The sequence below is a fragment of the Aquitalea sp. genome (assembly GCF_030150775.1).
GTDB lineage: Bacteria > Pseudomonadota > Gammaproteobacteria > Burkholderiales > Chromobacteriaceae > Aquitalea > Aquitalea denitrificans.
The window spans coordinates 22103-33050 of record NZ_JASLFG010000045.1 but is presented as its reverse complement, the minus strand read 5'-3'; the positions used below and the strand labels follow the sequence as shown (position 1 = coordinate 33050).

At 62.6% G+C, this 10948-nt stretch carries 9 protein-coding genes and 2 pseudogenes; 2 read left to right on the top strand and 9 right to left on the bottom strand.

Features of this window, described 5'->3' with window-relative positions:
- The 5 genes and pseudogenes from QVF59_RS15940 to QVF59_RS15920 all read right to left on the bottom strand — a co-directional run.
- Positions 1–191: pseudogene (locus QVF59_RS15940) on the bottom strand (hypothetical protein); the annotation flags it as partial.
- Positions 192–194: 3 nt separating this feature from the next.
- Entirely contained in the window at positions 195–1490 is a 1296-nt protein-coding gene (locus QVF59_RS15935; protein WP_287881231.1) for a gallate dioxygenase, read from the bottom strand.
- A gap of 81 nt (positions 1491–1571) precedes the next feature.
- On the bottom strand, positions 1572–2897 hold the full coding sequence (locus QVF59_RS15930; protein WP_287881229.1) for an MFS transporter: 1326 nt from the start codon (positions 2895–2897) through the stop codon (positions 1572–1574).
- Positions 2898–3003: 106 nt separating this feature from the next.
- On the bottom strand, positions 3004–4089 hold the full coding sequence (locus QVF59_RS15925; protein WP_287881228.1) for a 4-oxalomesaconate tautomerase: 1086 nt from the start codon (positions 4087–4089) through the stop codon (positions 3004–3006).
- Between the two features lie 155 nt (positions 4090–4244).
- The gene (locus QVF59_RS15920; RefSeq protein ID WP_287881226.1) at positions 4245–5159 is read right to left on the bottom strand and encodes a LysR family transcriptional regulator; all 915 of its coding nucleotides are present in this window, start codon (positions 5157–5159) and stop codon (positions 4245–4247) included.
- A gap of 200 nt (positions 5160–5359) precedes the next feature.
- Between QVF59_RS15920 and QVF59_RS15915 the strand changes: the two genes are divergently transcribed.
- Positions 5360–6613, top strand: coding sequence for a LysR family transcriptional regulator (locus QVF59_RS15915; RefSeq protein ID WP_287881225.1), 1254 nt, complete (start codon positions 5360–5362; stop codon positions 6611–6613).
- A 145-nt stretch (positions 6614–6758) separates the two neighbouring features.
- On the opposite strand, the gene QVF59_RS15910 is transcribed toward QVF59_RS15915, so the two are convergent.
- On the bottom strand, positions 6759–7496 hold the full coding sequence (locus QVF59_RS15910) for a siderophore-interacting protein (protein WP_287881224.1): 738 nt from the start codon (positions 7494–7496) through the stop codon (positions 6759–6761).
- A 33-nt stretch (positions 7497–7529) separates the two neighbouring features.
- Between QVF59_RS15910 and QVF59_RS15905 the strand changes: the two genes are divergently transcribed.
- On the top strand, positions 7530–8033 hold the full coding sequence (locus tag QVF59_RS15905) for a MarR family winged helix-turn-helix transcriptional regulator (RefSeq protein WP_287881222.1): 504 nt from the start codon (positions 7530–7532) through the stop codon (positions 8031–8033).
- Positions 8034–8092: 59 nt separating this feature from the next.
- Here QVF59_RS15905 and QVF59_RS15900 read toward each other — a convergent pair whose 3' ends face one another.
- From QVF59_RS15900 to QVF59_RS15890, 3 genes and pseudogenes are all read right to left on the bottom strand, one after another.
- A complete protein-coding gene (locus QVF59_RS15900; protein WP_287881220.1) occupies positions 8093–9031 on the bottom strand; it encodes an ABC transporter substrate-binding protein in 939 nt (312 codons plus the stop codon).
- 67 nt (positions 9032–9098) lie between these two features.
- The gene (locus QVF59_RS15895) at positions 9099–9848 is read right to left on the bottom strand and encodes an amino acid ABC transporter ATP-binding protein (protein WP_287881232.1); all 750 of its coding nucleotides are present in this window, start codon (positions 9846–9848) and stop codon (positions 9099–9101) included.
- 165 nt (positions 9849–10013) lie between these two features.
- Positions 10014–10898: pseudogene (locus QVF59_RS15890) on the bottom strand (amino acid ABC transporter permease); the annotation flags it as partial.
- Positions 10899–10948: the final 50 nt, after the last annotated feature.

Here is a 10948-nt window from a genome sequence, read left to right as displayed (position 1 = left end):
CGCAGCTCGTCGTCGGAGATCTTCAGCTCGGACGGCTTGGGGCCCAGCTCCGGGGTGGAGAGGTTGTCGATCTGGCGTTTGCGCCAGTCTTCCAGCGCCTTGGGAGCGGTGGTGTAGTGGCCGTGGATGTCGATGATCATGGTGTGATTCCTTGTTGTCTTGCCGCCGCCCAGCGGGCAGCGGCACTGCAATACTCAGCCCTGTTTGTTCTGGTCCCAGGCCAGTGCGCCAGCGTCCTTGCCGGTAACCGAATACAGCGCGCCCGGCGCATTGCGGGTGGCCTGGAACTGCTCCAGCGTCTGACCACGCATGGCGGCGTAAATGTGCAGGTTGGACACGCCCAGCACCGCACCCAGTTTTTCCAGGCCAAAGAAAATCACCCCGTAGCGGATCAGCGCATTCCAGTCGCGCCGCTCCAGCATGTCGGCCTCCTCGTCCGTCAAACCGGCCTTGGCATAGGCGGCTTGCGGGTTGTTCAGGAACAGCTCGCGGTGCGCCGGATCAATCATGTCGCGCAGGAACTTGTTCAGCCTGTAGGTGCGCAGGCTGGCTGCCAAAGTAAACGGGTGGGTGCCGGTGAGGTTCTCCGCCCCGGCCAGTTCCCGCTCCATGGCGTGACGCAAGTCCGCCGTGCGCGGCTTGGGCAGCGGCAGGCTGGCGTTTTCGTAAATGGCGGTGGCAATGCCGGTCATGGACGGCAGGTAGTAGGTCTGGTGGATTTTTTTCACCTGTGAGGACAGCGCGCCGCGCATGATCAGCCACATGATGACTTCCGCCCCCTCCACCCCACCCAGCTCGGCGTAATCGGCCAGGGTCAGGCGTGTGAGCGCCTGCGGGTCTTTCTCGAACAGCTCCAGGAACTGCAAATCCCATTCCGGGTTATTAAAACCGCAGCGCGCGCCATGCACCTGGTGCGACAGGCCGCCGGTGGCGACGATAGCCACTTTCAGGTCCTCCGGATAGCTTTCGATGGCATCGCGCAAGGCCTTGCCCAGCTTGTAACAGCGCGCGGCGGACGGCACCGGAAACTGCAGCACGCCCACGGCCAGCGGCACGATGGGCACATCCCAGTCGCTATTGCCGTTGTTGAGCATGGACAGCGGCGACAGGCAGCCGTGGTCCAGTTTCTTGTCCTGGAAAAAGGACATGTCGAATTCGGCGGCCATCAGGCTGGCACCGATATGGCGCGACAGCGCGGCATGGCCGGCAACCGGCGGCAGGTCGCGTGCGCCGCCGCCCTCATCGGCCACTTCGTAGCGCTGATCTATGCCCAGGGTGAAGGCGGAATAGTGGTCGAAGAAGAAAGACGTGACATGGTCGTTGTAGATCATGAACAGCACATCCGGCTTTTTCTCCGCCAGCCAGGCTTTTACCGGGGCAAAGGCTTCGAAGATGGGAGCCCATACCGGGTCGTCCTGCTTGTTGCGATCCACCGCAAAACCGATGGTGGGAGTATGGGAACAGGCGATGCCGCCAATGATGGTTGCCATATCAGGTCTGCCTTCTTGCGTATGTCAGAAACCGGCGCTACCCGCTGTAGCGCCGCTTGCTTGTATAAATGGAATGAATGATCAGGCTTGTGTGCGGGCTTGCAGGCTGCCAGCCAGAATGGACGCAGCAGCAATCACCGCCGGAATGGCCAGCGTCAGGAAGATGGCCTCGAAACCCCAGCCCAGGCTGAGCAGCACACCGCCGATGGACGAACCCAGAATGCTGCCCAGACGGCCCACCCCCAGCATCCAGCTGACGCCAGTGGCACGCGCCATGGTGGGATAGCAGCCCGGTGCATAGGCATTCAGGCCGGTCTGCGCGCCACTCAGGCAGAAGCCGGTAGCCAGGATGGCCAGCATGATCCAGGCCGAATTCAGGCCGACACTACCCAGTGCCAGCAGCGCCACACCACCCAGCAAGTAGGACGCGCTGATCACACGGCTGGGCTTGATGCGGTCCATGGCAAAACCCACCACGATGGCACCCACGGTGCCACCCAGCTGGAACATCGCTGTCAGGGTGGAAGCACGGTCAATCGAGATACCAGCGTCCTTCATCATGGTGGGCAGCCAGCTGGTGGTGAGGTAGATCACCAGCAGGCCCATGAAATAAGTCAGCCACAGGCTGAAGGTTTTCAGCGCATAGCCTTGCGAGAACAACACGCCCAGCGGCTGCTTGGCGCTGACCGGCGCTTCTTGCGACACGAACACCTTGTAGCTGTCCAGCTTCACCTGGCACACACGGGAGAGCAGCGGACGCACACGTTCGGCCGGGGCATTCTTGCTCACCAGATAACGGGCGGATTCCGGCAGCAGGAAGAACATGAAAGGCAGCAGAATCAAGGGCATCAGGCCACCAAAGGTCAGCACTGCCTGCCAGCCAAAGCGTGGAGTCAGCCAGGCGGCAGCAAAGCCGATGGCTGCAGAGCCCAGGTTGAAACCGGTAAACATGGTGGCAATCACCGAGGAGCGGATGCGCTCCGGAATGTATTCCGAGATCAGCGTAGTGGTATTGGGCATGGCCGCCCCCAACGCGAGTCCGGTGACAAAACGCAGCGTCGCCATGGACTGCGGCGTAGTGGCATGCGCGGTAGCCAGCGTGGCCACGCCAAAACCCAGTACTGAAGCCAGCAGCACCTTGCGGCGACCAAACCAGTCAGCCGAAGAGCCGGCCAGCAAGGCACCCACCGCCAGGCCGATGGGCGCAGCGCCCATCACCACGCCAAAGGCCGAGCGCGAGATATGCCACTCCCCCAGAATGCTGGGCGCGACAAAGCCCATGATGGCCACATCCATGCCATCCACGGCCACAATCAAAAAGCACAACACCACCAGCCCCCACTGGAAGGCTGACATCTTGCGCGCGTTGATGAACGCGCGCACATCCAGTACTTCTGCCTGATTCATGAATCTCTCCTCCTGTTGCGTTGTTGCATTGTTGTAATACGGCGAACGTTGGGCGCGGATCGGGCCGCGTCCTATGGTTTTTTTATCTTTTGAAACACAAGGCCGATCAGGCCGGGTAAGGCAGCAGCACCTGACCGCGGAACAAGGGCCGGGCGGTACGGATCAGCGCCACGGCGGGTGCGGCATCCGGCTGTGCGGTCAGGCGGATGGTGAATTCACCGGTGGGGTGCTCCACCGAAATGGCAGCGCTGCCGCCATCCAGCACGGCCAGACCACCGGCAACGCTGGCCGCATCGGCACAGGCGGTGGCAACAGAGGCCGCACCCAGCACGCCGATGGCGTCATGGCATTTTTTCGGGATGAAGGTACGGGTATGGATGGCCCCGCCAGCAATCGGCGCGGCAATCAGCGTCATCTTGGGCACCACGCGCTCGCTGACATCGCCCAGGCCCATGCGCGGGCCGATGGCCAGGCGGATCGCTTCCAGTTCGCGCTTGAAGCTGTCATTGGCGTCCAGCTCAGCCGGGCTTTCGTAACCGGTGATGCCCAGGTCGGCGGCTCGCAGCAGCACTACCGGCATGCCGTTGTCGATACAGCTGACCGCCACGCCGCCCACCACGTCCTGCGCCTGCCCGGTGGGATAGAGCGCGCCGCAGGAAGAACCGGCCACATCGGCAAAGCGTAACTCGATGGCGGCTGCGCTGCCGGGAACGCCGCTGATACGGGTGTGGCCCTGATAGCTGACCTTGCCGCCTGGCGTAGGCAGCACCGCTTGGCACAGCGATTTGGTATTCACCATGTGAATGCGCACCCGGGTTTCGCCATCGGCACAGGGCAGCAAGCCCTCTTCCAGCGCAAACGGGGCCACGCCGGCCAGGATATTGCCGCAGGTGGGGGCGTAGTCGATGCGATTGGTGCCGATCACCAGTTGGCCGAACAGGTAGTCGATATCGGCATCGTCACGACTGGAGCGGGAGATGATGGCAATCTTGGTGGTCAGCGGATGGGCACCACCGATGCCGTCGATCTGGCGGGCGTCGGTGCCGTCCATGGCTGCCAGGAGCAGACGGTCGCGCTCGGCCGGATCTGCCGGCAGGTCGGCAGCGTGAAAGAACGCCGCCTTGGAAGTGCCGCCGCGCATCCACACGCAGGGCAGTGCCTGCAAACCGCTGTAACTTGCTGTCGTATCCATGTTTCTCCTCCGCATTTGTCTGGGCTGGCATCTTGTTCTGCCAACAATATATGCGGAGGAAAGGCGGGCAACTTTGCCCCTTCGTGACCGTGCATTCTCATTTTGTGAGCACTGCCGTTCACGCTTTGGCCGTCCTGGACGGCGCGGGCAACAACTCAGTAAAGCAGGGTGTCGCCTCGATTGATGTGGTGGGCGGCGCGGTGCAAATGGGTAAGCAGATGGCGCACCACCGGGGCCAGCGCCAGTTCCTGACGCAGGATGGCACCTACTTGCAGCGGCAGGCCCTGCTCGCTCAGCGCGATGGGCGAAACATAGCTGGCCAGCCAGGACTGGCGGGCAATCTGCCGGGGCAGCAAGGCCACGTAATCGCCGGTGGACACCAGCGACAACAAGGCCAGCGTCGAATTGACCAGCGCACCTTGCTGCGGTGCCTCCAGGCCATTGCGTTCGAACAGGGCACGTGCATAGCCCGCACGGTGGTCAGTGCCGGTATACACCCAGGGAGCAGCTTGCAAATCCTGCAGTGACTGGGCTTCCAGCCAGCGGCTGCCCTTGCGTGCCGTCGGAATCATCTCGGTGTGCAACAGGGGTTCGATGTAGAACTCCCCGGCCGCCAGATCGTCCGGAATGCCGCCAACGGTAATGTCCACCTCGCCGGTACGCAGCTTTTGCAATTGCGCCACATACAGTTCTTCGCTGATGCGCAACTGGATTTGCGGAAACTCGCGCACAAAGGTGCGCATGGCTTCAGGTATCAGCAGCATCACTGCCAAGGGCACCGCGCCGATATGCAGCTTGCCCACCATGTGGCCGCCAATCTGGCTGATTTCATCGGCGGCGGCTTCCAGTTCGTGGCGGGCACGCACTGCCCGTTCATACAGCACCCGGCCTTGCGCGGTGGGCAATACCCCGCGCGAGGAGCGCAGCAGCAAGGGCGCGGCCAGTTCCAGCTCCAGCTCGCGAATCATCCGGGTGAGCGCCGGTTGCGAGCAGCCGATTCGGCGCGCCGCTGCACGCATGCTGCCCTCTTCCACCGCGGCTATCAGCGCGGCCAGTGTTGCCAGTTTCATTGCATCCCCCTTCGGCAGGTGCTGCTGATGTGTCCGTTCAGCGATCAGGAAAGCTGATCACAGACACAGTTTTGACATCTGCATCGAATAGCACCATAGCCGCAGAATGTGCGCCAAAGCAAAAAAACATGCCGGTCCGCAACGGTGCGCCAAACAAACACCGGGCGGTCACGGCCATTGCATAGCTGGAGGAGAGACTCATGAACCACCCTGCCGCCAGGCCGGACCGGGATGATGTGTTGCGCTACCTGCGCGTGTTTTTGTCGGTGGCACACACTGGCAGCGTCACCCGTTCGTCCGAACAGATATTCAAGGCCGCCTCGGCCATCACCCGTGCGCTGACCCAGCTGGAAGACTTGCTGGGTGTCAGCCTGTTCGAGCGCCGCCCGCGCGGCATGCTGCTCAATGCCTATGGCGAAGCCGTGCACCGCCGCGCCTTGCGCATTCACAAGGAAATCCAGCACGCGGCCACCGCGCTGTGCCAGTTTCGAGGCAGCCGTATCGACCCGACTCCGCTGACCCAGCTGTTACTGGGAGGCAACAAGCTGCGCATTTTTGTCAGCCTGGCCGAACATGGTCAGTTCTCCCCGGTCTGCCAGCAGCTGGGGCTGAGCAAGTCTGGCATCAGCATGTCGCTGGCCCGGCTGGAAGAGGCCGTTGGCCAGCCGCTGCTGCAACGCATGACACAAGGCCTGGTGGTGACCGAAGCGGGCGAACAGCTGCTGCTGCATGCCAAGCGCGCCTTTGCCGAGCTGCGCCATATCGAAGCCGACCTGTCCGCACTGCGAGGCAGCCTGTGCGGCACCATTACCGTGGGTGCGCTGCCACTGTGCCGCACCAGCCTGCTGCCACTGGCCATTGCCCGGCTGTTGCAGCGCTATCCCGGCCTGAAAATAAAGACCAGCGAAAGCCCGTTTTCCGAACTGGCCCGTGGGCTGCATTGCGGTGATATCGACTTCATCTTCGGTGCCTTGCGGCAGGGGAATGCGGCTGCGCCGTTCTATAGCGAAGCGCTGTTTCAGGATCAGGTGGGCATTTTCTGTCGTCGCGGTCACCCGCTGGCCCGCCTGCAACGCAAGATAAGACTTACCGAGCTGCAAGGCGCGGGCTGGATTCTGCCTCGTGAGGAGTCCCCGGCCCGCCAGGCACTGGTTCGGGCCTTCCTGCGCGCCGGGCTGCCCGCCCCGGAACCATCGGTGGAAAGTGGCGACCTGGCCGTGGTACGCCAGCTGCTGGCGCATAGCGAGCTGCTGACTGCCTGTTCCGCCCACCAGCTGCACGTGGAAATCGCCAGTGGAGCAATCGTGCCGCTGGTGGTGGATCTGGGCGATACCCGCCGCCATATCGGCATCACCCAGCGGCTGGGCAGCTCTGCCTCACCGGCTATCGACGCCTTGCTGGAGGAAATCCGCCAGCTATGCGCAGATCTGCCAGATGAAGCCATGGCGGCCTGAGCCGTCCACTGCGACATCTGCGGCAATGAAAAAGCGCTGCCGGTTTGACCGTGCAGCGCTTTTTTTGTGACCGACGCCATCTGGCCCAAGTCACGCTGACATTGCCAGTACAGCGCAGGGCAGCAGCAGGGTTTTGTCAGCCGCGCTATACCAGCCGCTCGTGGAAATCCGCCTCACCCAGCCGCCAGTACGCTGCCACTTTCACCCCTTCACGCGGCAGCTGTTTTTCCTCCAGCAACACCGCGCGTGCCTGTCGCATCAGCCCGCCCTCGCCCGCGCACCAGGCAAAACCATGGCCATCCGGTACTTGCCAGCCACGCAGTGCCGCCAGCAAGGCGGCGTCATCACCCACCTGGACAATGTGCCATGCCGGCTGTTGCGGCAGGCTCCAGGCGTCGGCACTGTCACCGCGCAGCAGCAGCACCTCGACATGGGCGCTGGCGGGCAGCTCGGCCAGACGGCGGCGGATGGCCGGCAAGGACGAAGCATCGCCCACCAGCAAATGCCAGTCCTGCTGCGCCGGGATGATCATCGAGCCCTTGGGCCCGGCAATAATGGCCTGCATGCCCTCGGCCGCCTGACCTGCCCAGCTGGCGGCAGCACCGTGGCCGTGCAGGGCAAATTCCAGTGTCAGCTCGCCCTGCTCTGCCGTAGCGGCCAGCGGTGTATAGTCACGCATTACGGTATTGCCGGCGGCATCCTGGAAAATGAACTTGATGTGGTCGTCGAAAGACTGCGACTGAAAGCCCGGCAAGCTGTCGCCGGCAAAGGTGATGCGGGCAAAGCCGTCGCCGCTGTGCTCTACCTTGCGCACGGTGACATGGCGCTTGGCCAGTTCATATCTGACCCGTTCGATGCGGTGTTGCGGCAAAATAGTGGTCATGGCGACTCCAATTGATTGATAATATCACCTAATATGCAAAATAAAGTTGACCTTGTCAACAATGTTGACGACACCGCCGAGCAGATTTTCGAGGCCATCCACACCCTGATGCATCAATACCGCTCGCGCCAGTTTGCCGCGATCCGGGACGATGCACTGGGACTGACCCATATGGAAGGCAAGGTGCTGGGCTATTTCTGCCGCTATCCGGGCAGCACCCAGAGCGACCTCGCCCAGCACTCCGGGCGCGACAAGGCCCAGCTCACCCGGCTGATTGCCCGCCTCAAGGAAGCCGGTCTGCTGGAAGCCAAGGCCGACGAGCGCGACCGCCGCAGCATGCGACTGTACCTGACCGCTGCCGGGCAGACGCTGCACACCACCTTGCACCAGCAGGGGCGTCAGCTGGCAGCGCGCGCCATGCAGGGCGTGCCGGCAGAACAGGCGGCCAGCCTGCTGCAGGCGCTGCAACAAATCCGCCACAATCTGGAGCAGGACAGCCCGGACAAGTCCTGTGACAAGCATTGCGACAAGACCTGAACACATGAAAAAACGGCCCCGAGGGGCCGTTGTCATTGTTACCGCTTGCTGCCAAACGCTCAGCTCTTGGGCAGGCCGGGCGGATTGGTGCGCGATTCGCTCACCGCTTCGGCACTCAGGCCCCAGCGGCTGAGTACCTTGGCGTAATTGCCGTTGGCAATCTGGCTATTGATGATTTTGCTGATGGCCGGGGCCAGGCCGGAATCCTTGCGTGTGGTCACCGCGATGTCCGCCGTCAGCGGCCAACCACCAGAGAAGGTGCCGGCCAGCCGTACCTTGCCGGTACGCGCTGCTTCCAGCGCATAGATGGCATTGGGGCCCAGCCAGGCATCGGCACGACCGGACTGCAAGGCTACGCGGGCCACGGCTTCATCATCAAAATACAGTGCCTGCAAGGGTTTGAGGCCGGAAGCCTCGTTTTTCTTGTTCCATTCCAGCAGGATCTGCTCCTGATTGGTGCCCGCGCCCACAATCACCTTCAACCCGGCGGTGTCCTTGGGCGCGTTGATTTTCAGCTTGCTGCCCGCCTTGGTGTAAAAGCCCAGCAAATCCTTGCGGTAGGTGGAGAAGTCAAATTTCTCCTTGCGCACTTCGGTAACGGTGACATTGGAAATCACCGCATCGTATTTGCCGGACTGCAAGCCCAGCGGCCAGTCGGCCCAGGCCACGTTGACCAGCTCCAGCTTGCGGCCCAGGCCATCGGCCACCAGGCGCGAGATGTCCGGGTCGGCACCGATGATGGTTTTCGAGTCGCTGGCAAAACCGCCAATCGGCAGAATGCCACCAGCAATGGCCACCACCAAGGTCTTGTCCTTAACGAAGCGCACGTCCTTGGGCAGCAGTTTGATGGCCTCTGGCACCGGACGGCCCTTGGGCTGGCCTTTTTGCTCCGGGCTAAGGTCGATGCTGCTGGCGGCATGGCCAAACAGCGGCGCCAGCAGGGCCAGGCTGAGGGCGGCCAGTACGGTACGGCGCGGCAGATGGGTATTACGCGACATGGTGCTTTCCTTGTTGTGATCTTGCTTGTGATGTTGACGGTGTGTGAAAGATTTCTACTTGATGGCTCTACAACACGCGGGCCAGGAATTCGCGGGTGCGTTGCTGTTGCGGTTGACGCAATACCTGTTCCGGGCTGCCGCTTTCCACGATGCGGCCTTGCTCCATGAACACCACGGTATCGGCCACTTCACGGGCAAAGCCGATTTCATGAGTGACAATCAGCAGCGTGGTGCCAGAGCGCGCCAGCTCCTTGATGACGTCCAGCACTTCCTGCACCAGCTCCGGGTCCAGCGCCGAGGTCGGTTCGTCAAACAGCAGCACCTTGGGGCGCAGTGCCAGCGCACGGGCAATGGCCACGCGCTGCTGCTGGCCGCCGGACAGCTGGCGCGGCCAGGCATCGGCCTTGTCGGCCAGCCCAACCCGCTTGAGCAACAGGCGCGCCTGGGCTTCGGCCTCGGCCCGGCTCAGGCCGCGCAGCGCGATGGGCGCTTCAATCAGGTTTTGCAATACGGTGAGATGGGGAAACAGGTTGAAGTGCTGGAACACCATGCCCACTTCCACGCGGCGTTGCAGGATGTCCTTTTCCTTCAGCTCGTGCAGCGAATTGCCCTGCTGGCGGTAGCCGATCAACTCCCCGTCAATGGCAATGAAACCGCTATCCACCCGTTCCAGATGATTGATGCTGCGCAGCAAGGTGGACTTGCCCGAACCGGACGGCCCGATGATGACGGTGACGCTGCCGGGCGGAACAGTCAGCGACACCGCATCCAGCACCTGCTGGTGGCCATAGCGCTTGCTGACAGCATGGATGGCCACTTCCCCACCCTTTACTGCGGGTATGTCGGTCAGCGCAGCAGGCGTTGTCACCGTGGCCGGGCCAGTGGCACTGACTGGCCACCAGCGCTGACGGGCACGCTGCCACAGCGACTGCGGCTGCTGGCGCAGCGCACCACGCGCATAGTGACGCTCCACCTGCACCTGTACCGTGGACAGCACGGTGAGGATGATCAGGTACCACACGGTGGCCACCATCAGCAGCGGAATCACTTCCAGATTGCGGTGGTACACCACCTGAATGGTGTAGAACAGCTCCGGCAGCGCCAGGATGTAGACATTGGCCGTGCCCTTGGCGAGGCCAATGATGTCATTGAAGGCGGTGGGCAAAATGGTACGCATGGCCTGCGGCAGCACGATGCGGAAAATCTGCCGCCCGCGTGGCAGACCCAGCGCGGCCGCGGCTTCCAGCTGGCCCTGCTCCACCGACAAAATGCCGCCACGGATGATTTCCGCCGAGAATGCCGCCTGGTTCAGGCTCAGGCCCAGCACTGCTGCGGCAAAGGGGCTGATCAGCTCAGTGGTGGAATAACTGAACCAGTTGATGCCGGTATACGGCACACCGATATTGATGGTTTCGTACAGATAACCCAGGTTGTTGAGGATGAGCAGCAGCACGATCAGCGGAATGGAGCGGAACAGCCAGATATAGCTCCACGACAGGCTGGCCAGCAGCGGCGAGCGCGACACCCGCGCCAGCGCCAGCACCGTGCCCAGCACCGACCCCAGCACCGTGCCGATGGCGGTCAGCAGCAAGGTGCGGCCCAGGCCTTCCAGCACCGGGGCGGCCAGAAACCATTCGGCAAACACCGCCCAGCCCCAGCGCGGATTGGTAGCCACCGAACTGACGATGGCCGCCAGCAACAGCAGGGCCAGCACGGTGCCGGCAATGCGCGCCGGGTAACGCGCCGGGATGATGCGCAGCCCGGCATAGCGGTTGCTGCCGCTGCTCTGGCCAAGGGCATGCTCGTTGCCTTGCCGTGGTAGCGGGTGGCTGAAGGCGATATCGCCGACTTCGGTAATTTCACTCATGATGTCTTGTCCTGTGCAAAAGCCGTGGTGGGTGGTCGGCAAGCAAGTCA